This window comes from Lacticaseibacillus thailandensis DSM 22698 = JCM 13996, from assembly GCF_001312865.1.
GTDB lineage: Bacteria > Bacillota > Bacilli > Lactobacillales > Lactobacillaceae > Lacticaseibacillus > Lacticaseibacillus thailandensis.
Map to the genome: position 1 here is coordinate 175,118 of NZ_BBER01000004.1, position 22,712 is coordinate 197,829.

Consider the following 22,712-nt stretch of genomic DNA (forward strand, 5'->3'; position numbering starts at 1 on the left):
CTCCTTGGCCTCAGCCTAGCACATTGGCCGGAACTTGCAGCCGTTTGTGGCGGTGACTGCCTGTAGGGACACCGCCCACCACTGATCTTGGTCATAGTAGCAGCTACTGGTTGGCAAAAATACCGGCACGTTATAAAATGTGCTTGGATACTTAGTTACTAATAATAAGTGCTAGCTCCTGCTACAGAAAGGACGTGTACGTATGCCCCAATACCTTGCCATCAACGCCGGCAGTTCCACACTGAAGTGGCGTCTCTTTGCAATGCCGGCGGAATCACTCTTGGGCCAAGGTCTGATCGACCGCATCAACCACTCACACGCCACGGTGACCGTCAAGGTGCCCCACCAACCGGACCTTACTTACACCACTGCAACCGACGATTGCCGTCGCGTTGTGGCGGACTTATTGTTACGTCTCAAGCAACTCGGGCTCGTCTCCCATCTCCACGACATCGTGGGTGTGGGGCACCGGGTCGTGGCGGGCGGCGAGGACTTCAACCAGTCGGTCGTGGTTGATGATGACGTCCTGCTCCGTATCCGCAACCTGCGCAACCTCGCACCGTTACACAACCCAGTGCAAGCAAACTTCATCGCGACCTTTCGCGACGTGCTACCATGGGCGACTCAGGTGGCCGTGTTCGACAGCGCCTTTCACCAAAGCATGCCACCCACAAGTTACCTCTACGGTGTCCCGTACAACTGGTACCAACAATACGGGGCCCGCAAGTACGGCGCGCACGGCACCAGCGTCCGGTACGTCGCTGCGCGCACGGCTACCCTCTTGGGACGCCACTGGACCAGCTACGCTTGATTGTACTCCATCTGGGCGCCGGTTCCAGCGTTACAGCTGTCAAAGACGGACGGTCACTCGACACCTCGATGGGTTTTACCCCGCTAGCCGGGCTGATCTCCGCCACACGTAGTGGTGACGTCGACCCGTCGCTATTAGCCTACATGATGCGCAAACTAAACGTCACCGCGGACCGGATGGTGGACCTACTCAACGATACCGCGGGACTACAGGGCATTTCGGGAATATCCGACGACATGCGTATTCTGAGTGCCGCAGCCGCCGAGCAGCCCCGCGCCCAACTAGCCATCGATATGTACGTACAACGCATTGTCCAGTATGTCGGGGCCTACGTCGCCGAAATGAACGGCGTGGACGCCTTCGCTTTTGCCGGGGGAATCGGCGAACACAGTAGTGCCATTCGGGCCCAGATCATGGCACACTTTGCTTACTTGGGCGCGACCATCGACCCCCACGCCAACACCAACAACGGCAACGAAACCGACCTCAGCACCACCGACGCCCCGGTGCGCACGTGGCTAGTACCCACCGATGAGGAACTGATGATTGTCCGCGATACGTACCGCCTGGCAACGGGTCAGTGAGCGTCAACGTGTCCGATAAACTAAAGCAGCTGGCCGCAACGAGTTTATGCTCATTGCGACCAGCTGCTTTGATTAGCTTAAATTATTGCTGGGCTGCTTGCCGACTCGTAAAGGCTGGTACATCAGGATCCCGGCCGCCACGCTGGCGTTGAGGCTTTGCACATGGCCCACCATCGGGATCGACACCGTGGCGTCCATGAGCTTCTGAATGCCCGGGGAAATACCTTTGCCTTCGTTACCGATGACCAACCCAATCGGCCCGGTCGCGTTCCACTGCCGGAAGTCCTGCCCTTCCATGGCGGTACCGAAGATCCACAAACCGCGGTCCTTCAGTGCCTTAATGGCGTTCGCTAAATTTGTGACCCGCGCGACCGGCACGTGTTCGATGGCACCGGTACTGATTTTAGCTACCGCACTCGTCAGGCCCACAGCCCGGTGCTTGGGAATAATGATCCCGTGCACGCCGACCGCATCCGCCGTCCGCATGATGGCCCCCAGATTACGGGGATCCTCCAAGTTGTCAAGGATGAGGAAGAACGGGTCCTGCTCCGCCGCCTGGGCTTTGGCAAAGAGGTCATCGATGCTGGCGTACGCGTATGGTGGCATCGCCAGCATGACCCCCTGGTGGTTCCCGTTATCACTCAACAGGTCAAGCTTACTCTTCGGTACCTCGCTTACGAGGATTTTGGCCTTCTTAGCCCGTTCCACGATGCTGTGAATCTGGTCACTACTGAGGGACTTTTGCACGAAGAGCTTGTTGATGGTCGCGGCGCTCCCACTTGTCAGCGCCTCAGCTACCGCATGGCGTCCCCAGACAAACTCGTTGTCCTCACTGTCGGCATCGTCATCACGACGGGGCGCTACCGGTGCCCGGCGCGGCGTGCGCCGACTATCACGGCCCCCACGGCGGTCATCATCACGTCGACTTCCCCGGTGATTGCGGCCCTTACTTGATTTGTCCATGTCCCGTGCCTCCCTGTTCAACGTAATCAATACACCATTGAGCTAATTCACGCACCCGGTCTTCGCGTCCGGCTAGGTGCAGGGACCCAAAGAGGGCCTCAAAGCCGGTCGAAATCCGGTAGGTCACCACGTCGGTATTTTTAGCGTGCGTGTAGCTCTTGGCGTTGCGCCCATGCTTATACATGTCCCACTCGTCGTCGCTCAAAACGGACTGCTGTTCCATCCCGTCGATCAACGCCGCTTGCGCCTTGGCAGAAACAAAGTTCTTGGCTACCCGCTGTAGTTGCGCCGGCTTGGTCAGCCCCCGCTGTTCGAGCAGGTGCTGCCGGACGTACACGTCATATACCGCATCACCCATATAAGCCAACGCAATCCCATTCAACTGTCGCGGATCCATCGTCATGCGCGCCGCCACCTCGTTCCTTGTGCTGTATCTTCCAAAATAATGCCACGTTCCGTGAGTTCATCGCGAATCCGGTCGCTAGTCGCAAAGTCCTTCGCTGCGCGCGCCGCGTCCCGGTCGTAAATCATCTGCTCGACGTCAGCATCGAGCAGTTCGTCCGTGGTTGCCGTCTGCACACCAAAAATCTGCATCCAGTCATCAAAGGTGGTCAGTAACAACGCCACCGCCTCAGCGTGCACGGTATCGGCATTAGCATACCCGTTCATCAATTTGACCAGCTCATAAAGCACTGCCAAACCGTTAGCAACGTTAATGTCGTCATCCATGGCCGTAATAAACCGTTGCTTCAGGTCCGCCACCGCCGTCACTACTTGCGGGTCGGTCCCCTTTGCGGCACCCTGCTGACGAAATTCCAGGTTGGCGCGGGCTGTCCGCAGGTGCTCGAGGTCCGTGGCGGCTGCCGCCAAGTTGGCTTCGGTGTAACGAATCGGTTTGCGGTACTGCGTCGTCGCCATGAAGAAGCGTAGTACCATGGGGTCAACCGTCTTGATGATGTCGTGTACGGTCACAAAGTTGCCCAGGCTCTTGCTCATCTTTTGGTCATCTTCACCCACCGTCACGAAGCCGTTGTGCATCCAGTAGTGGACGAACGTTTTGCCCGTTTTGGCTTCACTTTGCGCGATTTCGTTCTGGTGGTGCGGAAATTCGAGGTCCTGACCACCACCATGAATATCGATGGTGTCGCCCAACAGTTTGGTGCTCATCACGGAGCACTCAATGTGCCACCCCGGCCGGCCTGGCCCAAACGGTGCGTCCCAGCTGATTTCGCCCGGCTTGGCCCCCTTCCAGAGAGCAAAGTCGATGGGGTCCTCTTTGCGGGCCGTCTCGACGTCATCCACGTGCTGGCTCGCGCCCTGCTCCAGTTCATCGATGTTCTTGTTAGCTAGGGCGCCATAGTTCTTCGCCTTGCGGGCGCGGAAGTAGACGTCGCCGTCACTGGCGTAAGCGTAGCCTTATCCATGAGCACCTGGATGAAATCGATGATATCAGGAATCATCTGGCTAGCGCGCGGATTGACCGTTGCTGGCTCGATGCCAATCGCCTTTGTGTCCGCCATAAAGGCATCGATAAAACGCTGGGCTAGATCGAGCGGTGCTTCGCCAGTTTTGTGGGCGGCATTAATGATTTTATCGTCCACATCCGTGAAGTTAGACACGTAGGTTACTTTGAACCCCCGGTACTCAAAGTAGCGACGAATCGTGTCAAAGGCGATGGCCGACCGTGCGTTACCAATGTGAATGTAGTTGTAGACGGTAGGCCCACACACGTACATCTTAATCTCACCGGGTGTGATTGGTTTAAATTCCTCTTTTTGACGGGTCAGTGTGTTGTACAAACGCAACATTAGCCGCCGCCTCCCTTCGTGCTTCAAGCTACCTACCATCATACAAGACTTCCCGCCTTGCCGCCAGTATCCGTGGATGGTAGGGGCAAGGCGTTGCGGGAAAGCAAGGTACTACATCGGTGGGCACTCCACGGTGACCGCTGCGGTAGCCAACCATCGCACGAGCTCGCGCCATCGGACCGACCAACCAGGTTACGCCGGTCACCAGCAAGAACAACCATGCTCAATAATCGTCCATCGACCATCATGAATCTACTTGCGCCACGTGCCCGGCATAGTCCTCTCAGGTGAACATCAGCGGTCATCACCATTGAGCGCAAACAAAAACCGGGTTACAAACCCGGTGTCTGCCTATAACTGGTGGGTCGCAATCAGCGTCGCCACAAAGTCAAGCATGTCTTCATTTTGCTTAATGAAAGTCGTTGGCCGCTCCTTGAAGTCGAAGTAAGCGCAACGCTTCGTCTCCTTTTCGCTGGCTTCGCCAAAGCTGCCACCCACAACGTGGACCAGGAATAACCGCGCACAGTTCTGCACCTGGTCGCCGTTCGGGTACTGCATAAAGTACTTGTCGAACAATCCTAGCGGCCGAATCACTTCCACATCCAGGCCGGTGTCCTCCTTCATTTCGCGCACGACTGCGTCCTTGAAGCTCTCACCATATTCCAGGTAACCGCCCGGTACGCACCAACCACTATCCTCGCCGTTGCGTTCCTGCAACAACACGCGGTTCTGGCCATCCAACACAATGCCAGCCGCCGTATTTAAAATAACGGGTGTGTGACCAACCTTACTCCGAATCATCTCAATATAATCTGCCATTTCTTCACCATCTTTGCTTTGCTTGGTTACCGGGTAGCTACGTGTAACCGGCGCCACTGCCTTACCCGTAGTATAGCATCCCCCAACACGTACAGCGCAACTGCCCCCCAACCAATTAGGGCCGCGTGCCACAACGGGCTAAACCAGCGCGCCGGCACGTACCGCTGCACTAGTTGATTGGCCCCTTTGCGTGCATATACAATGACCGCACCAATATCGGTACGGGCGTAATCACCGCGCCGCAGTCGGTGACCATTGAGCCACAGTTCAGTGTGCGCGTAGGCGACCACCGGCAACTGGACGGCACCCGCCTCGGTTGCCGTCCAACTGGTTGCCAAAGCTCCGTTAGCCAACGTCGCCTTATGGTACCTGGTGGTTTTGGTCATCCCGGCCACATCGGTGGCCGTGACGCCCTTCTTAGCCTCATCCTGCACGTACTGCTCGGGATCACCACTAGCGTAAGCCGCGTAACTATACTGCGGCGCGTTGGCAATAATCTGCGCGTAATAGATGTTATACGGACTGGCGTCGTCCAGGGCGACCTGCTGCTGCTTGTACAGCTTGGCGTTGATGCGCCCACCAACCGCGCCCTCATTGGCGTCGGGATCGTTCGTGACGGCCACACGTTCTTGATGGTAGAGCACCGATTGACTATTCTCACGCATCCACCGGACGGACACAGCGGCACGGGCAAGTAATCCGGTGTGGCTTTGGCTACCATCTGCAGGGCTCGACCCAGGTGTCGTCCGTTGAATGTCTCGCGGATCGTGGCCACATCGGGCGCATTCATCGTGATGCTGGTCTGCGACTGCAGAACTTGCGGCTTGTTCCAGGCTTCGGCCGAGTTTTGCACGTCCGTCACCGTCTGAACACCGAGCAAGCCCACCGCCGCCAAAGCCGCGGCCCGACACCAAAGCCGGGGTGTGCGACCAAGACGCCACGTTCCGTCGCCAACCGTCATCGCGGCTCCAGCAACTAAGAGCGTCGCCGCCACGACCAGTAGCCGACTGGGAAACTGGAGAAAGTTACCCAGGCCCGACCACCGGGCCGCCAGTGCGTTCCACGGTACAAGTTGTGAACTCAGTAGCAAAAATACGGTTCCTGTGACCGTAAAGGTACGGTTCAACGTCCGCACGTACCGCCACCGCGTGAGCACGGTCACGATTTGCGCGGCAAAGAGCAAGGTAATCACCAATCCCAGGCCGCTACCGTTGATTGTGCCCCGCCCGTAGTTACCAAAGGACGGCGTGACCGTGTAGGTGCTCAGGTTATTCGGCGCGTAGGGCGCAAGGACGTGGCCGCTAGTGTACACCTCGAGCATGGCGCCCCAGATGTTGGCCGTGAGCACCAGGGTCAGCACCACCGCCAAAATGAGGTCGACCATCATCCGTCCTTTGCGTGGTGTGCGGTATAACCCAATGGCCACAAAGGGTAGCAATGCCAACGTACCCAGCACCGCACTAAGGACGTGCATCTGCAAGACGATAGCCATAATCAGCGCTAACGGCACTACCCGTACGGGCCGTTCTGGGTGTTCCAACATACGCACCCCCGCCAGGAGAATAATGGGCATTAGGGCGGCACCCCAAGCGGTAAATTCTTGCGTGGTCAACCAGGACGCCACCCAGCCCGACAACATGTAAACCAGGCCAGCAACGGTCGCCCACAGCCGCCGTACGCCGGCGCGGCGGGTCAACACGTACATGCCGGTGCCAGCAATAAACAACACCAGCCACCCGAGCAAAACTTCCACAGCCAACCAGCTGTGCGTCCACAGTAACAGGTACCCCACGGCATAACTAAATAATGGGCCGTACAGGGCATTGACTACCCGGCCGGTACGCTGAAAGCCGTAATTCATTTGGAAATAGCTCCACACGTGATGGCGAATCTGTTGGTAAGCATCATAAAAGCGGTTCAGGTGAAAGATGGCATCAATGCCTAAAATTATCCCGTGATTCCATAATTGCGGGGCGACGGCCAAAAGCGCCACCAAACCGATAATAATGATGGGGGTGCAACGCGCACGCCGCACTTTACGTAGAAGTTGCTGTACCACGGATATCCTCCTGCAACAAATGTTTCTCAATATGTATAAAAATGGGAGCTACCACGCCCATACTGCGCGTGGTTGCCCCCCTATTCAGTGCGCTCTACTTCAGCGCGTTCAGTACATAATCAATGTTAGCCAAAACTTGCTTGCGGCCAATCAGTTCTAGCGTTTCTGGTAACTGCGGACCATGCATTACGCGCGTCGTGGCAATACGGATTGGCATGTACAGCTTACGACCATTGGCACCAGTCTCAGCCCGGACTTCCTGGGTTGCCCGCTTAATGTTCAACGCGGAGAACGGCTTCATGGTCTTGGCCTTAGCCTGGAACGCCTTGATGACGGGAATTGCTAGCTCGTCGGCCAGCTCAGCCCGATCATCATCGTTCAGTTCAGCTGGCTGGCTGAAGAACAAGTCGGCATCATCAACGATTTGCGCGGTGTAGCTCATCTGGTCGCGATAAATGTTGACCACCTGACGGACCCACTCAATCTGTTCCTTATCGGGATCGGTATCCACTTTGCCCGCGCGGATCAAGTTGTCCATCGCCAAGCCGGCAATATCGTTCATGTCGGTCTTCTTGACGTACTGATTGTTGACCCACTCTAGCTTCTTCTGGTCAAACTTGGCCGGACTCTTACTCAAACGGTTCGGATCAAACTGCTTGATGAACTGCTTCTTGGAGAAGAGTTCGCTCTCACCTTTTGGCGACCAGCCCAACAGCGCGATAAAGTTGAACATGGCCTGGGGCAGGTAGCCCAGTTCCTTGTATTGTTCGATGAACTGCAAAATGGTCTCGTCACGCTTGGACAGCTTCTTACCGGTGGCGCTGTTGATGATCAGCGTCATGTGGCCAAAGACGGGGTGCTCCCAACCAAAGGCGTCGTAAATTGCCATCTGCTTAGGCGTGTTGGCGATATGGTCGTCACCGCGCAGCACGTGGGTGATCTGCATCAAGTGGTCATCAACAACCACGGCAAAGTTGTAGGTCGGCATACCGTCACGCTTCTGAATGACAAAGTCGCCCCCGATGGAGTTGGAGTCAATACTAATGTCACCCTTGACGATGTCGTTCCACTCGTAGGTGTGATTTTCAGGAATGTGGAAGCGAATAACGGGCTCAAGCCCCTTCGCCTTCGCGGCAGCAATGGCGGCCTGCTTTTCGTCCTCACTCATGCCGGCATACTCGTAGACGTAGTGCGGCATTTCGCCGTTGGCCTTTTGCTGTGCACGTTCGGCTTCTAGCTCTTCCTCAGTCTTATATGATTCGTAAGCCAGACCCTTGTCCACCAATTCTTGAATCAATGGTGCGTAGATGTCGCGGCGTTCAGATTGACGGTACGGGCCAAAGTCGCCGCCCTTGTCGGGACCTTCATCCCAGTCAATACCTAACCAGTGGAGGTTATCCATCTGGCTCTTTTCGCCGTCGGCAACGTTCCGCTTGGTGTCAGTGTCTTCAATCCGTAAAACCAAGGTGCCGTTGTTGTGACGTGCAAACAAATAGTTGAATAAAGCCGTACGGGCATTCCCAATGTGAAGATGTCCGGTTGGGCTCGGTGCGTAGCGCACACGTACTGGTCGCTCTGCCAATATTCTGCCTCCTAATGACTACTAATACTCAAAATTCCGATAATAAGTGTAACATACTTGGGACCAGAGCGGAGCCCCGCGGGTAAAAGCGTTACACCAACGCCTGCACCAGGTAATACAGCCCACTGATGCCGATGAAGGTGTACACAATTTGCCGTACGCGCGTCAAGTTCAGTTGGTCAACCACACGATTAGCCACGATGGTGCCAATAACCGCGCCCAGCATCCCCACCGCCACAAAGCCTAAGTGGTGGAGTTGCAAGATGCCCTGACTAAACCGCAATGAGGTCACGTACACGGTGTCCAACATGAAAAACGTCTGGATACTGGCCAAGTACTCCGTCGTGCTGCGGCTTTCCGTCAAAAAGTAGAGGGCCATCAACGGACCACCAATACCAAACAAGCCGTTGAAGAAACCCGACACGATCATGAACACCACCGCTACCGGCCACACGATATGCCGCGGCGCGTGCCCCCGGTACTGCATGAGTACCTGTAGGTGGCAATCGTAATCAGCAAGCCACCCAGTAAACCTTTGAGCAAAGTTGTGGCCAATGCTGGCCCAGGTGGACCGCCACGGTGGCAACCACCGAATAAACCACAAAGGGCACGATAATGTGCAGCCAGTGGATTCCCCGCCGGTACCGCCACACCAACGCGGCGTTGGGCCCGGACATCGTTAACGTCAATACCCCGGCGCCTTGCGGAATAGGCAACACGAACGGCAAGAACGTCATTAACACGATACCAGAACCAAAGCCCGTAATACCTTGAACCAGGCCGGCAAAGAAACCTGGTATCACGTACAATAATGTTCCTAGCACCCGTCCCCAACTCCATTCATGTACAAAGTTAACTAAGCCTTGTCGGCACGGCCGCGACGCCCACGCCGCTTACGCGCTGGCTTGGCCGATGCCGCCGCTTGCTCCTGGCGGTTCGCGCTCTGCGGCTCATTTTGTGGCCGGTTGCTTCGGCCGATGGATCCGGGGCAGCCTCAGTAGAAGCATCTTTGCCTAACGGATTGACACTGTGAGCCGGCCGGGCGAAAATCATGCGCCCAGCGTTGGTCTGAATCGCGCTCGTCACGATAACACGTAGATTTTGATCCATGTAGTACTGGCCATCCTCGACAACGACCATCGTTCCTTCCGGCATGTACGCGACCCCTTGCTGGCGTTCGGTCCCAGCCTTCACGATGTGGACCGTCATTTCTTCGCCCGGAATGACTTCCGGTTTCAGCGCGGTGGCCAGCTCATTAATGTTGAGAATCGGCACGTTTTGGAACTCGCTCACCTTGCCCAGGTTGTAATCGTTCGACACCACGACCGCATCCATTTCCTTGGCCAGCTTCAACAGTTTGCCGTCCACTTCGCGGGAGCCCTCAAAATCAGAGTCCGTCATCTCGATCCGAATATTCTTATCCTTTTGCATTTGGTTGAGAATATCCAGCCCACGACGACCACGTTCACGTTTCAAACTATCCGCCGAATCGCTGATTAGTTGCAGTTCATGTAACACAAAGTTGGGTACCAGCAGCGTTCCTTCAATGAACCCCGTCTTGGCTAAGGCCTGAATCCGGCCATCGATGATGACACTAGTGTCGAGAATCTTGTACTGGTGAAACGCGACCCCCTCAACATCATCGGCCTCCGTGACGTCCGGCTTGGACTTGGCGTCATTGTTATTGCGCCGCATGGTCATTAACAACCGGCGCCACTCATGCCGCCGGGTGGTACCCACACGAAAACCCAGATACCCAAAAACGATCATCAAGATGATTGGTGGCACGGTGGACAAGAAGCCGTTTGGTAGCCGGAAAAAGATCAGTTGGGAAATGAGCGTCGCCAGAATCAAGCCAACAATGGTCGACAAACTGCCAAAGAGAATGTAAGTTGGGGACTTATCGCTCAAAAACTGGTCGGCCCGGGCAATCATCCGTAATATAACACCTGCCAACATGAACGCCAGAACGATAAAGAATAAGGCACCAATAATTGCATTAACCACAAAATTATTAAATAATTCGTTCTGACCCATGCCCACGAGGGTCCAGATCCTCGGCATTACGGCCACACCAGCCGGAATCCCGAGTACCGCAAAAATTGCCGTAATAATTCGCTTTTGCATATACTTTCCTCCTCCATATTAGATTTACACGTACACACGTGCATCAGGTAGCAATAACGTGCCCGCTACCTTACCGCTTATTTTAGTCCTTATCGTCGATACAGGCGACCATATGGACCAAAGAAAGCGCAATTTTAAAATTATGATTGTTGACAGCCGCCGCCTCACCCCCTACGCCATTAGCCAAAAAGGGGGGTGCTTAGCTCCAGGAATATTTCCCGGGCAATAATCACCCCCATGGTCGCACTGGTATTAATTATGGTTGTGCCCAAACACCCTCTGTAGGGCTTCGCTGACACTAGTGACCCCCACCACGTCAATATCGTGCGGCACGTCCCAGCCATGCAGGTTGTTGCGTGGCACAAAGATGCGCTTAAAGCCCAACTTGGCGGCCTCTTTGACCCGATCCTCAATGCGGTTAACGCGCCTAACTTCACCAGTCAGGCCAATTTCCCCAACAAAGGCATCGGTGGCCGGAATCTCCACGTCTCGATACGAGCTGACGATGGCCATGGCAATGGCCAGGTCAATGGCGGGTTCGTCTAAGCGGACACCACCCGTGGCTTTAAGGTACGCATCCTGATTTTGCAACATAACGTCGGCGCGCTTTTCCAGCACCGCCATAATCAAGCTGGCTTTATTGCGGTCAACACCGCTACTAGTCCGCTTGGCATTACCAAACAGGGTCGGCGTAATCAAGGCCTGAATTTCCACCAGGATCGGCCGGGTACCTTCCATCGAGACCACCACCGCCGAGCCCGTGGCGCCTTGCATCCGTTCCTCCAAAAAGATTTCGGATGGGTTCGACACTTCCTGCAGACCGTCGCTATGCATCTCGAAGATACCAATTTCGTTGGTGCTTCCAAAGCGGTTCTTCACCGAGCGTAGGATCCGGTAGGTGTGGTGCATGTCCCCCTCAAAGTAGAGCACCGTGTCCACCATGTGTTCGAGCATCTTGGGTCCCGCAATGGCACCCTCTTTGGTCACGTGCCCGACCACAAAAATAGTTATACCTTGGCTCTTGGCGATGCGCATCAGTTCACTAGTCACCTCGCGAATCTGACTCACCGAACCAACCGCCGAGTTCATGTCGGGCACGTTCATGGTCTGCACGGAGTCGATGACCACAAAGTCGGGGTGCATGTCGTCAATGGCCTGCCGAATCGCAGGCATGTCGGTTTCAGGGTACAAGTACATCCCCGAATCCGCCATGCCCAAACGGTCGGCCCGCAACTTAATTTGGCTGGCACTTTCCTCCCCAGAAACGTATAGCACCGTGCCGTGCTTGGCCGCTAACTGGCCCGAAACCTGGAGTAACAGTGTAGACTTCCCAATACCGGGGTCCCCACCAATCAGGATCAAGGACCCAGGGACGATCCCGCCACCAAGTACCCGGTTCAGTTCTTGGAGGTTAGTAGTGATTCGCCGTTCCTTGGTTGCCGTCACGGCGTTCATCCTTTGCGGCCGCACCTGGTTTCCCGTCGCTGTCTGCCGGGGCTGACTCTTGGTGCTGGTGCTAGCGGTTGGGGTGACGGTTTCTTCAATCAAGGTGTTCCAACCACCACAATCAGGGCAACGGCCCACGTAAGACGCGGACACATAGCCACAATTTTGACATACATACCTAGTTCTGGCCTTGGCCATTATTCATCCCCACTTTCAACACCCAAAAACTGCTTGATGCTACTTACCGGTTGAACCAAACCCACCATTTCGCTGTTGGAGGCCGCCCTGGTCACCATCAGCCGTCAGGAACGGCATGAAGATGCCTTGGCCAATACGTTCACCCTTCTTGATCACCTTGGTCCGCGGCCCGAGGTTAACCAGCTGAAAGAAGATTTCGCCTTCGTTGTCCGGATTATTGTAGTAATCGGCATCAACGACCCCAATCCCGTTCGGCAGGATGAGGCCGCGCTTCAACGGGTTACTGCTCCGGTTAGCGAGGACAAACACCTCGTCGGGTTGCATAAAGACTTTGATGCCCGTCGGCACTAGTTGTGGCCGCAGCACATCGCTGGCCCGCTGGAAGTCATTATCGGTCAGCGGGTGCTCGTTGCGAATGAGGCGGAAGAGCCGAATAAAGTCGTAGCGCCAGATACTTTTGAGGACAAAGTCTTCGCGGGCAAAGAAGTCGTAGCCGGCGGCGTTTTTGGTAGACCGGACCGGTAATTTGAGACCATCGTTAGCATACTTAGAAACGACGGCAAATCCACGTTTGGGCATTGGTTTTCTCCTTTGAAATCATAATGATTTGCACTGCTTTGTAATTAGAATAAGGATAACACAGTAGCAACTGGTACGTGGGCCAAGCACCGGGCAATTAACTGCACGGTGCCCACACCCCCCGGCAGCATGGTACACTAGACCCGGAAACAGCCGTAATGATCAAAATATTGGAGGCAGACGATGAAATTTCAGCACGAACACGGTCGTTATTTTCTCACTGACGACCAGGGGCACCTTACCGCGGAAGTCACCTACACCAGTATCGACGAGGGTCACGCACTAAGTATCGACCACACCTTTGTCGATCCCAGTCTCCGCGGCCAGGGAATCGCTGGCCAACTAGTCCGCCGCGTGGTCGACCACGCCCGGCACCACGACCTGAAAATTGAGCCGCTATGCACGTTCGCGCGCGCCGAATTTCAGCGTCGGCCAGAATATGCCGACGTCTTGCGCCATACCGCCGCAGAACGTCACGCCACAAAGGAGTAATCATCATGGATCAAAACGCACTGAAAAAAAATGGCTGCGGACCGCGCCGCCGAGTTTGTTGAAGACGGAATGACGCTGGGGCTGGGCACCGGCTCGACCGTGCACTACCTGGTGGAGGCTATTGCCCGCCGCGTGCAAGCGGAACACCTACACATACAGGGGGTTTCTACCAGTAGCCGTACCGAGGACCAGGCACGCGGTTTGGGCATCACGATGGTTGGCATTGATGACGTCGACCACATCGACCTCACCATTGATGGTGCCGACGAGATCGACCAACACTTCCAGGGCATTAAGGGTGGTGGTGCGGCCCACACGTTGGAAAAGATGGTCGCCCTGACCAGTGCTCAAAACATTTGGATCGTTGACCAAAGCAAATTGGTGGACACACTCGGGGCCTTCCCGCTTCCAACCGAAGTCATCCCCTTCGGTCACACTCAGGTTGAGCGCCGCCTAGCTGCGGAGGGCCTCAATCCCGAGTGGCGTCGCGATGACCAAGGGCAGTTGGTCACCACACACAACGGCAACTACGTCCTCGACCTGCACGTGGGCAAAATTGCCCACCCGCACCTGTTGGCCCAATTCTTGGACGCGCAAACCGGAATCCTTGAGCATGGCTTGTTTCTCGATATTGTGAACAAGGTCGTGGTCGGCACGCCGGATGGGACGCAGGTACTTAACGCCGGTCGCTAAACACAGTTGAATTAACGTAGCGGGCCGTGGCATGATTGCATGTCACGGCCCCTTTTATATTCCTCTGGTTAACGTACCAACGCCAGCACTGGCTCACATTTTTCTCACCATGCCTACGCCCCAAACTTCGTATTAACGCTTGCGGCTATCCTGTTCAATAATGCCGTAGACGATGGTAATAACGATCAAATAAACCGCCACGATCAGCCACCACCACAGCGAATACTGGGTGACCCAACTACTTAAAAAGGCGCTAAAAAAACACCGTTAACAGCAGTAGGGCAATATACGCAACGTACTTCATTTGGGCACCTCCCAATTGTTGACCATTATCCATAATTATTTTAACGCTACCACGGTCCCCGGAGCAGCAACTTTGTTCCCCCAAGACACCAAAGAGGCCCCGGTCAATTACCGGAGCCTCTAGTCGTTACGCCAACTTAAGCCAAAGCACCCATTGGTCCCACGGTGCCAGCAGTGTGGGGTGATCGTATTCCTTCTTGATGACGTCGTTCAGTTCATCAGACAGGAACTTCTTGTTGATTACGACCTGGTAGACGTAGTTGTCGAACCAGTCGTCGGAAGCAACAAAGTAGCCCTTTTCACCGACCTTGTCACCCCAGGAGTTTTCCACCTTCCACTTGGTTGGCTGGCCGTCAACCAAGTCGACCCCAGTCAGAACCATGGCGTGCGTCATCAGGCTCTGCCCATAATCTAGGCGTTCTGCTTGGTCATCTGGAAGCTGGTGTTGAACAAGCCGTCCTGGTCGTAAATGTTCGTGTCGAGAATCCCCAACTGACGGTCGGATTCCTTACCCACGTCACTACCAAACCAAACGGATTTGCCAGCCTGCAGCTGCTTGATGGCTGCCGCCTTAAAGTCCTCAACGGATAAGTTCAAGTGACGTACTTCACGGCCACCCACAACGTTACCCAGCATTTCCACCGTGTACAGATGGTTGTACGGCTTGTCAGCAGTTGGTGCCTGGATAATGGACTGGTACTGGTCCAGATCCCAGCCAATGTACTTGTCGTAGAAGCTCTTTGGTGTCAGGTCTGCGTCGCGGTGGTATTCCTTGTCGTCGTCCCGGTATTCAAAATCGAACTTCGTTGGCGGGTTGCCCAGCGTGTACGCCAAGATCCGGTAGTCTTCGGACAAGAACTTACTCTTGGTAGCCGCAAGGTCATCTGCACTCGCACCATCGTTCACCAGCTTGCGCAGGGCCACCGCGTCTTTGCGTAGCTTCAAGTTCAACGTAGCGTTCAGCTCAGAACTCTTGCTGGAACTGTAGGTTTCAGGCATGACGGACTTCGGCACGATTCCGTACTTATCAATTAGAGCCGTCAGCATATCCCACTGACCACCGTCCTGTTGCGGTGTCGTCAACAGGAAGGCCACCTTGCGGGAATCGGTTGGCTGGTCCGCCGTGGCGATGATGTTTTCATAGAAGTAGTTGGACTTTTCAAACTTGTCCCAGAAGAACGTGAAGTTCTGGGAAAGCTCAAAGTCCTTGATCTTGAACTGGGCCTGAATGGAGTGCCGCATGGTGTTCAAGGCCGCAAACATCCAGCAACGGCCGGACTGCTTCTGGTTCGCAACGGCACCGGTATCCAACTCAACGGAGAAGGTCGGCGTCATGGCCACCTTGCTGGCGGTGTTCTCGGCCACCTTCAAGATGCCGTTGTTCATGACGGCTTTCTGCAAAGCCGGTGCTGCTGGTGTAGCCGCAAAGTCCTGGGCGTACTGGTCCAAGTTTGCGGACGTAACTGCTTTTGCCATTAATTAATTGCCCCCTAAGAAGATTTAAACGTAGTGTAGCACAAAATGAGAATACTATGCGAGTGGGTCCCATGGTGCCAGTGTGGTCGGGGCCTGGTCGAGCACGTCTAGCACCCGTTGTGGCAAGTATTGCCGGTTAATGGCTACTGAGTAAGCGTAGTCCTGGAACCACCGCTCATCCGCGACAAAGTAGCCGTCGTGTCCATTGGCGGAGCCCATGAATTTTCCACCTTCCACTTGGTCGGTGCGCCCTTAACTAGGTCAACACCCGTTAAGACCATGGCGTGACTAACCTCAGCCTGATGTGTGTCGAACCGCGTGCCGACGTCCATGTGCAGGTCAACGCCGAACAACTCGCTTTGTGCGTACAAGTCGCCCACTAACGTGCCACTTTGGCGGTCAGAATCAGCCAACACGTCGTTGCCAAACCACACCGTCTCGCCACCCTGAATCTGCTGGATGGCCGCTTGTTCAAGGACCGCCTCCGGAACGTTGACCCACAAAATCCGCCGGCCACCCTCGACGTGATCCTGGGACGGCAAGGTGTAGCTGTGCCAGTATTCCTTGCCCGTAGCATTCGTGCTGATCAGCATCACGTACTGGTCGAAATCCCAGCCGAGGAACTGGTCAAAGAAACTACGCGGCGTCAAACCAGGCACACGGTGGTACTGGTGCTGGTCATCCATGTACTCAAAGTCGAATTGACGTGGTGGTTCGCCGTAAGCATACGCGAGGATCCGGTAGATCGTGCTGAGTTGCTGCACGCGTTGAGCCGCTAACTGGTCAGGCGTGGCGCCACTGGCGTACGCCTGCCGCAAGGCGACGGCGTCCTGCCGTAACTTTAAGTTCAGCGTAGCGTTAAGCTCCGTGGTATTGTCACTGTTGTAGGTTTCGGGCATGACTGACTTAGGTATGACCCCATATTTGGCAATCAACGACGCAGCGTTTTCGTACTGGCCACCATCCCCGTTAGCCCAGGTAAGGTACCAGTCCAACTTGCGACTGCCGATGGGTGCCGCCACGTTAGCAATCATTTGGTTCAAAAACTGGTTGGACTTTTCCAACCGGTCGTAAAATGCTAAAAACGCCTGGGAAAACTCCAGGTTCTTGACGCCAAACTTGCCGGACACCGCGTGGCGCATTGTGTTGAGCTCCGCGAACATCCAGCAGCGCCCACTATGTTTCTGGTTGGTCACCACACCCGTGGGAATCTCGTCCGAAAACACGGGTGCAAAGGCGGCCTGTCCCAACTGCTGGCGACTCGCTGCCTTGATGCCAACGTTCTGCACCGCCCGCGCTAAGGCCGCGTGACCGGGCTGCTGTTGCAACTCCTGCTGGTACTGTTGCACTTGCTGCCATGAAATTGCCTTACTCATTTGCTGACCCTCCCGTCGTCATGATAAACATACTCAGTTTACGCCATTTAGTGAGTTTTTGAAATGATTACCGTGAGAAAAGGGTGAGTTTTATTGTTTGGCCGGCAAATTAAACAGTGCACGTTGAGCCGGCGTCAACGTGTCCACACGGTCCGGGGTCACTTCCCAGGCCAGCTTGGCCCAAGCACCTGGTTGGTCGCGCAGGACCGTCACGCTGGTGTTGACCAGCTCCCCATCGGTCCGGGCACCATCAATGCTGGTCGTGCCGGTCAGTACCCGCGCCAGCAACGTCAAAATAATGGCGTGGGCGACCACCAAAACGTGCCCGTCCGCGGGCACGCCCGCCACAGCCGCGCGCAGGGCGGCGTGGCCCCGCTGCCAAAGGTGGGCGATTGTCTCGGCATGCATCGCCTGCGCGTTAAAGGCATCCAAATGCTCATTAAAGTGGTGAAACTCAGGGTCGTCCGCAATCACGCTGACGGGGAGCCCATCCCAATCGCCCAGCGTCATTTCGCGCAACCGCGTATCGGTGATGATGGGTACCTGCTCGCCCACCACTAAACGGGTCGTGGTCACCGCCCGTTTAATTGGGGAGGTGATGATACGGTCAAAGTGGACGCCAGCCAGCAATTTGCCCAACGCCTGCGCACTGGCCACGCCTTGGGCTGTTAACGGGCTGTCCACCGTACCACCATTAACGCGGTCGTCCGCATTCAGAATCGTTTCGCCGTGCCGAACCAAGTATAGATAAGCCATATCATTCCTCCTTGAATAGTTGCTGGACGGGTGCTGGCTCGTCAGCCAACGCCGCAGGGGTCACACCCCACGCTAATCGCCGCCAACCCGGGTCACCCGTCTGGTTTTGCAGTACCGAAACACTGGTGTTTGCCAGTAATGGGGCATCCCGCGTCTGGCCAAGCGGCGTGCCGATAAGTACTCGGCTCACAATCGACAGCAAGATCCCGTGCGCCACGATCAAGACGCGGTCTTGGGTGCCCAACCCCGCCACGGCATCCTGGTAAGCGGCGCTCGCGCGGTCAACTAATTCCTGGTAGGTCTCGGCGTGAATGGCGTGCCCATCAAAGCGGTCCGGGTGGTGAAAATAATCGTCATATTGGGTAAAGCTACGCGCAAAATCACCCGTTTGACCGTCCCAATCCCCCAACCGCATTTCACGCAAGCGTTCATCCACCCGCAATGGTGCGTCCGCCCCTACAATCAACTTGGCCGTACGTATTGCTCGTGCTTGCGGTGATACTACGATACGGCGGAAACTCAAGGGCCGTAACATCGCACCCAACGTCCGGGCACTCGCCACGCCTTTGTCTGTCAGCGGGGTATCCACGCCACCACCATTAAAGCGGCCCTGCGCGTTGATCTGCGTTTCACCGTGTCGTACTAGGTATAAATATGCCAATATCCCAACCCCCTGGATGTTAATATCTAGCTCACGACCATTATAACGGACCCAGCCGGGGAAACCAGTCAGGGACTGAACCATTCCGTGTCAGCGTTGTACAGTCAGCGACAATGAATGTTGCTGCGTTAACCCCGCCATGACGGCCATTTTCAATTATTTCAATCATTTAACCCTATTAGTTTTCGAATATGTTATATTAGCGATTGGGGAATTTTTTTGTTGAGGGGGACCGCCTATGCTCGTTTCGTGGGGTCTACGCACGACCACCTTTATTAACAACTCGCTTGTGCTGATCGGCTATGCACTACTATTTAATTGGTTGCAAAATACCAATAGTTTGACGGGCCGTTGGCGGCATTGGCGGGAACCCGCACTGATCGGCATGACCATCGGTTTTGTGGTCTTATTCCACTTTTCCTCGGTCCTCGCCATGGCGGCACAGAACAACCCGGTAGGCTATGGCTGGACCTACCTCAACTTTCAGGGTGCCACGTTACTGTACGCCTTGTTGAGCTCTCGGCGCCGGCACGTGTTTTTGACCATGATCATCGTGGTCAGCCTGTGGTATTGGTGGCTACCCCACGTGTCCATGTCGTTACCGCTTGATGCCTGGACCATCGTCATGATGTACCTCGCCACCAAGTTCGGGGTGAAAATCGGGACCTACTGGTGGATCTACTATCCGTTTGCCTACGTGTACATGGCCCCCTTCTTCATTGCCAATTGGCGGTCATTAAACGGCATCGATGTGGGGTGGCCGTGGCAATTCGTCACTTTGACCCTCATCCTGTGGTTTCTTTGGGAAACGCACTACCGGTTCAAGGCGCGGCGGACCCATGAAGCTCACCTACTCAGCGAAGCCCGCATCGACGACCTGACCGGTTTACGCAATTTCCGGGTGTTCGATGCTGACCTGCACACGGCCTTTGACCGGCTACAAGATCATAACGAGCTATACGCCTGTATACCTTTGATATTGACCACTTCAAGCGGGTCAATGATACCTATGGGCACGTGGTGGGGAATACGGTGTTGCAGGCCGTCGCCAAACGCTTACGGGAAGTCGTTGCACAGTTTGATTACCCCGTACGGACCTACCGGACCGGCGGTGAGGAGTTCAGCTTCCTGCTGCTTGACGTCGTAGAGGATTTTGACAAGGCCTCAGCCTACTCGACCGCCGTTCAAAAGGCGTTAAGTGACCTCACCTTCACCACCGACCGCGGCGACCAGTTCCACATCACCGTCTCAATTGGCCAGGACCGGTCAATTCACGAAGACCGCAATTACCTCGATATCTACAAACGCGCGGACAAATACCTGTATAATTCCAAAAATCATGGTCGTAACGCCATTACCATTCACGGTATTACCATCAGTAAACCCAACGCAGCTAGTCCCAACTAAAAATGATGCTGACATGTTTGCCGCATGTCAGCATCATTTTTTTTCTTAGGCATCAAAACCCGCCGCGATGTAACCACCATCAGCGAGGTGCTTCCGCATCTGGAGCACCGCCGTATAGGTTGCCAGCAAGTAAACGTGCTGTTCCGGTACCCCTTTGATCCAATCCACCACGTTGTTCAGGTCCGGTGCCGTGGCTAAGGCGTCAGGATCCACGCCGGCCACCTGCATACGTAACTGGATATCACGGTACCGCTCGCCACCCACCATGTAGCTACTGTGCTGGTGGGCGTGCACGAACTCTTCGAAGTTGCCGTCCCAGATCCATGACGTGTCGATCCCGTCGGCGTAGTTAGCGTTGAGCAACACAGCCAGGGCAAACGACTGGTCATCATGACCGATCATGTCCAAAACTTGGTTCAAGCCCACCGGGTTTTTGACGAGCACCAGCGTCACCCGCTTCCCGTCAATATTGATTTCTTCCTGGCGCCCAAAGACCTTCTCGTCGTACGCAAAAGCGTTCGCCATCTGTGCTGGCGTCACGCCAAACTCACTCGCCACGCTGTACGCTGCCAGCGCGTTGTAGACGTTGTACAGGCCGCCGATATTCAGGGTGTAAGATTGGTCACCAATCGTAAAGGTAGAGCTGGTCGGCGTCTGCTCCGTAACGGCAGCCACGTGGTAAGTCAACTCCGGGCGGCAAAGCCGCAGTTCGGGCAGAAAAAGCTACCCAGGTTACTGTACGTGCGCTCGCGGTAATGTAAAATATGCTCACAGCGTGGGCACAACACACCATCAGTGTTTGGTGGTGCCAAGAGGTTATCGTGACGTCCAGTGTCAAAGCCGTAGTAACGCATCGGGTTCTTCAGCGGGCGGGAACTAAAAATCGGGGCGTCCCCGTTGGCCACGACCAAGGCATCGGGATGCATGTTAATGCCATTCAAGATCTTCTGGTAGGTCGTGTAAAACTCGCCGTACCGGTCCATTTGGTCACGGAAGATGTTGGTAAGCACGTAGGCTTTGACGTGCACCAACGCCGACACGGGCGCCACGTTGGCTTCGTCAACTTCCAGCACGGCCAGGCCGCGCCCGTGACCTTTGTGCGGACCCTGGGCGATAAAGGCCGAGATAATACCACTCATCATGTTACTACCCGTGGGGTTAGTCATGAGGTCAGGATACTTTTGCCGGAGGGCCTTCACGATCATGCTGGTCGTCAGGGTCTTACCGTTGGTCCCGGTGATGATAATCACATCATAGTCCCGCGCCAAACTGCGTAGGACATCGGGATCGATCCGGGCAGCCAAGTTGCCAGGAAATGCAGAGCCGCGTTTGAAGACTCCGTGCAAGACACCATATGATAAACGAGCGAGGCCCCGCGCAGTTGCGGACCGAATTGGGTTTTGCGTTGTGATGATACTTTCCTCCACATCCGTAATTAACTGTGTTCAATTCTAGCACACCTGGCCTGGTCATGCGGTAATATACGGTGCATACGGGCAGTATGGCTCCTATAGAACCGCCAATTAACGGACATACTAAAAAGGGCCAGCCACACACTGGTGGTTGGCCCTGCGTTTGTTAATAGAAATTACTTGGTCTGGCCCGGCGTGGACGCGATAATGTCCATCTTGCCGTCGAGGTCCCAATCGTCGACCTGCGTCGGAATGATGAAGTGGTCACCCTTCTTCAGGGCGTACACCTGCCCATCAACCGTGATGTGGCCCGCACCATCAAGGACGGACACCAGCGTGTACGGCGCCGTCTTGGTCAAGTGCAGTTCACCGTTGACCTGCCAACGGTATACCGAGAAGAACGGGCTCATTGGTGCGGTCACAAAGGTAGTGACCGTGGAATCACCCATGGTCTCGTGCTTGATGTCCAACTTGGGGTCGACACTCGGCACCGTCGTCACGTCGATGGACTGCTTCAGGTGTAACTCACGCTTATGCCCCTGGTCGTCCGTCCGGTCATAATCGTACAGGCGGTAGGTGGTGTCGGAACTTTGCTGAGTCTCCAGGACCATAATGCCCTTGTTCAGCGCGTGAATCATGCCGCTGGGAACGTACACAAAGTCACCCGTCTTAACTGGGACCTTGCGCAACAGGTGCTCCCAGTCGCCCGCTTCGATCATGGACTTCAACTCGGCCCGCGTCTTGGCATGGTGGCCGTAAATCAGGTAGCTGCCTGGTTCCGCCGAGATCACGTACCAGCATTCCGTCTTACCCAGTTCGTGCTCGTGTTCGGCCGCATAGGCGTCGTCCGGGTGAACCTGTACGGAGAGACTATCCTCAGCGTCCAGAATCTTGGTCAGTAGCGGGAACACGTTGTCCGTTGGCTGGCCAAAGTATTCACCGTTCTCAGCGTAAGCCTGGTTCAGCGTCTTGCCTGCCAGCGGGCCATTCTTAATCGTGGCCGGCCCGTGTGGGTGACCAGAAATCGCCCAGCACTCACCAATCTTACCCTCAGGTAGGTCGTAGCCAAACTGCTCCAGCTTACGGCCACCCCAAATCTTTGGCCGGAAATATGGTTTCAGGAAAAGTGGTTCTGTCACTGTTATCAAGCTCCCATCTAT

The 22,712-nt window shown here is 55.4% G+C and carries 16 protein-coding genes and 6 pseudogenes; 4 read left to right on the top strand and 18 right to left on the bottom strand.

All coding sequences use genetic code 11. The features are described from left to right. Positions 1-202 precede the first annotated feature (202 nt). Positions 203-1,395: pseudogene (locus tag JCM13996_RS07345) on the top strand (acetate/propionate family kinase). A 72-nt stretch (positions 1,396-1,467) separates the two neighbouring features. Here the strand turns inward: JCM13996_RS07345 and rlmB are convergent. The 12 genes and pseudogenes from rlmB to JCM13996_RS07400 all read right to left on the bottom strand — a co-directional run bounded on the left by rlmB (position 1,468) and on the right by JCM13996_RS07400 (position 12,976). Next, complete coding sequence (gene rlmB, locus JCM13996_RS07350; protein ID WP_082383872.1) at positions 1,468-2,358, bottom strand: 23S rRNA (guanosine(2251)-2'-O)-methyltransferase RlmB; 891 nt, start codon at positions 2,356-2,358, stop codon at positions 1,468-1,470. Then, positions 2,342-2,761 carry a Mini-ribonuclease 3 gene (locus tag JCM13996_RS07355; protein ID WP_054750631.1) on the bottom strand — a complete coding sequence of 140 codons (420 nt, stop codon included), beginning with the start codon at positions 2,759-2,761 and terminating at the stop codon, positions 2,342-2,344. Before JCM13996_RS07355 ends, rlmB begins: the two co-directional genes overlap by 17 nt. Continuing rightward, positions 2,758-4,166: pseudogene (gene cysS / locus JCM13996_RS07360) on the bottom strand (cysteine--tRNA ligase). The gene JCM13996_RS07355 and the pseudogene cysS overlap by 4 nt, the downstream one beginning before the upstream one ends. A 351-nt stretch (positions 4,167-4,517) precedes the next feature. Continuing rightward, on the bottom strand, positions 4,518-4,985 hold the full coding sequence (locus tag JCM13996_RS07365) for an NUDIX hydrolase (protein ID WP_054750674.1): 468 nt from the start codon (positions 4,983-4,985) through the stop codon (positions 4,518-4,520). Positions 4,986-5,011: 26 nt separating this feature from the next. Continuing rightward, entirely contained in the window at positions 5,012-5,419 is a 408-nt protein-coding gene (locus tag JCM13996_RS11140) for a hypothetical protein (RefSeq protein WP_162205197.1), read from the bottom strand. After that, complete coding sequence (locus JCM13996_RS07375) at positions 5,368-7,044, bottom strand: putative glycosyltransferase family protein (RefSeq protein WP_054750633.1); 1,677 nt, start codon at positions 7,042-7,044, stop codon at positions 5,368-5,370. The genes JCM13996_RS11140 and JCM13996_RS07375 overlap by 52 nt, the downstream gene beginning before the upstream one ends. Before the next feature lie 94 nt (positions 7,045-7,138). Beyond that, positions 7,139-8,626 carry a glutamate--tRNA ligase gene (gene gltX, locus JCM13996_RS07380; RefSeq protein ID WP_054750634.1) on the bottom strand — a complete coding sequence of 496 codons (1,488 nt, stop codon included), beginning with the start codon at positions 8,624-8,626 and terminating at the stop codon, positions 7,139-7,141. Positions 8,627-8,717: 91 nt separating this feature from the next. Beyond that, the gene (locus tag JCM13996_RS11865) at positions 8,718-9,113 is read right to left on the bottom strand and encodes a TSUP family transporter (RefSeq protein ID WP_263848889.1); all 396 of its coding nucleotides are present in this window, start codon (positions 9,111-9,113) and stop codon (positions 8,718-8,720) included. 25 nt (positions 9,114-9,138) lie between these two features. Continuing rightward, positions 9,139-9,450: a TSUP family transporter gene (locus tag JCM13996_RS11870; protein WP_263848890.1), complete on the bottom strand. Its 312-nt coding sequence runs from the start codon at positions 9,448-9,450 to the stop codon at positions 9,139-9,141. A 28-nt stretch (positions 9,451-9,478) separates the two neighbouring features. Beyond that, entirely contained in the window at positions 9,479-10,753 is a 1,275-nt protein-coding gene (locus JCM13996_RS07390; protein ID WP_439646477.1) for a PIN/TRAM domain-containing protein, read from the bottom strand. A gap of 252 nt (positions 10,754-11,005) precedes the next feature. Beyond that, positions 11,006-12,397, bottom strand: a complete 1,392-nt coding sequence (radA, locus tag JCM13996_RS07395) for a DNA repair protein RadA (RefSeq protein WP_054750635.1) — start codon at positions 12,395-12,397, stop codon at positions 11,006-11,008. Positions 12,398-12,436: 39 nt separating this feature from the next. Then, positions 12,437-12,976, bottom strand: a complete 540-nt coding sequence (locus JCM13996_RS07400; protein WP_054750636.1) for a dCTP deaminase/dUTPase family protein — start codon at positions 12,974-12,976, stop codon at positions 12,437-12,439. 183 nt (positions 12,977-13,159) lie between these two features. On the opposite strand from JCM13996_RS07400, the gene JCM13996_RS07405 reads away from it, so the two are divergent. Together JCM13996_RS07405 and rpiA are read left to right on the top strand one after the other, a co-directional pair. Further along, positions 13,160-13,468, top strand: a complete 309-nt coding sequence (locus JCM13996_RS07405; protein ID WP_054750637.1) for a GNAT family N-acetyltransferase — start codon at positions 13,160-13,162, stop codon at positions 13,466-13,468. Positions 13,469-13,473: 5 nt separating this feature from the next. Further along, positions 13,474-14,161: pseudogene (gene rpiA, locus JCM13996_RS07410) on the top strand (ribose-5-phosphate isomerase RpiA). Positions 14,162-14,601: 440 nt separating this feature from the next. Here rpiA and JCM13996_RS07415 read toward each other — a convergent pair. From JCM13996_RS07415 to JCM13996_RS07430, 4 genes and pseudogenes are all read right to left on the bottom strand, one after another. After that, a pseudogene (locus tag JCM13996_RS07415) lies at positions 14,602-15,940 on the bottom strand (C1 family peptidase). Positions 15,941-15,994: 54 nt separating this feature from the next. After that, positions 15,995-17,316: pseudogene (locus JCM13996_RS07420) on the bottom strand (C1 family peptidase). Between the two features lie 90 nt (positions 17,317-17,406). Continuing rightward, positions 17,407-18,072, bottom strand: a complete 666-nt coding sequence (locus tag JCM13996_RS07425; RefSeq protein WP_054750640.1) for a histidine phosphatase family protein — start codon at positions 18,070-18,072, stop codon at positions 17,407-17,409. A gap of 1 nt (position 18,073) precedes the next feature. Then, complete coding sequence (locus JCM13996_RS07430; RefSeq protein WP_054750641.1) at positions 18,074-18,733, bottom strand: histidine phosphatase family protein; 660 nt, start codon at positions 18,731-18,733, stop codon at positions 18,074-18,076. Positions 18,734-19,753: 1,020 nt separating this feature from the next. Between JCM13996_RS07430 and JCM13996_RS07435 the strand changes: the two genes are divergently transcribed. After that, a complete protein-coding gene (locus tag JCM13996_RS07435) occupies positions 19,754-20,140 on the top strand; it encodes a GGDEF domain-containing protein (protein WP_263848891.1) in 387 nt (128 codons plus the stop codon). Positions 20,141-20,185: 45 nt separating this feature from the next. Here JCM13996_RS07435 and JCM13996_RS07440 read toward each other — a convergent pair. Further along, a pseudogene (locus tag JCM13996_RS07440) lies at positions 20,186-21,534 on the bottom strand (MurT ligase domain-containing protein). Between the two features lie 194 nt (positions 21,535-21,728). Beyond that, positions 21,729-22,691, bottom strand: a complete 963-nt coding sequence (gene manA / locus JCM13996_RS07445) for a mannose-6-phosphate isomerase, class I (protein WP_054750643.1) — start codon at positions 22,689-22,691, stop codon at positions 21,729-21,731. Positions 22,692-22,712 lie beyond the last annotated feature (21 nt).

What these genes read in the sequence shown, in the direction of transcription:
- rlmB (WP_082383872.1), bottom strand. Translation starts at nt 2,358, where the DNA reads ATGGACAAATCAAGTAAGGGCCGCAATCACCGGGGAAGTCGACGTGAT.
- JCM13996_RS07355 (WP_054750631.1), bottom strand. Translation starts at nt 2,761, where the DNA reads ATGACGATGGATCCGCGACAGTTGAATGGGATTGCGTTGGCTTATATG.
- JCM13996_RS07365 (WP_054750674.1), bottom strand. Translation starts at nt 4,985, where the DNA reads ATGGCAGATTATATTGAGATGATTCGGAGTAAGGTTGGTCACACACCC.
- JCM13996_RS11865 (WP_263848889.1), bottom strand. Translation starts at nt 9,113, where the DNA reads ATGCAGTACCGGGGGCACGCGCCGCGGCATATCGTGTGGCCGGTAGCG.
- JCM13996_RS07390 (WP_439646477.1), bottom strand. Translation starts at nt 10,753, where the DNA reads ATGCAAAAGCGAATTATTACGGCAATTTTTGCGGTACTCGGGATTCCG.
- radA (WP_054750635.1), bottom strand. Translation starts at nt 12,397, where the DNA reads ATGGCCAAGGCCAGAACTAGGTATGTATGTCAAAATTGTGGCTATGTG.
- JCM13996_RS07400 (WP_054750636.1), bottom strand. Translation starts at nt 12,976, where the DNA reads ATGCCCAAACGTGGATTTGCCGTCGTTTCTAAGTATGCTAACGATGGT.
- JCM13996_RS07405 (WP_054750637.1), top strand. Translation starts at nt 13,160, where the DNA reads ATGAAATTTCAGCACGAACACGGTCGTTATTTTCTCACTGACGACCAG.
- JCM13996_RS07425 (WP_054750640.1), bottom strand. Translation starts at nt 18,072, where the DNA reads ATGGCTTATCTATACTTGGTTCGGCACGGCGAAACGATTCTGAATGCG.